At 54.9% G+C, this 255-nt stretch carries 1 protein-coding gene; it reads left to right on the forward strand.

The features are described 5' to 3' along the window. Positions 1 to 255: transposase (locus GTP77_RS30060; RefSeq protein WP_229202443.1), on the forward strand; the 255-nt coding region annotated here is incomplete at both ends.

Genomic DNA, 255 nt, shown 5'->3' on the forward strand with positions numbered 1-255 from the left:
GGCCAGAAAATATCGGCACATCGGTGACGTGGCACGTGGCCATGAAGCGTTCTAAACGCAAGGCGCTGCCCAATAACAAACTGGGACGCTTGAAGGAAAAGTTGGAGCATCTGAAGGCCAGCGTGCGGGCGAAAGTCGAGCATCCGTTTCATGTCATCAAAAACCTGTTCCGTCATCGTAAGACGCGCTATCGCGGCCTGGCCAAGAACACGGCACAGCTGTCTACCTTGTTCGCCTTTGCCAATCTGGTGCTGG

This window comes from Pseudoduganella aquatica (genome assembly GCF_009857595.1).
Lineage (GTDB): Bacteria > Pseudomonadota > Gammaproteobacteria > Burkholderiales > Burkholderiaceae_D > Rugamonas > Rugamonas aquatica_A.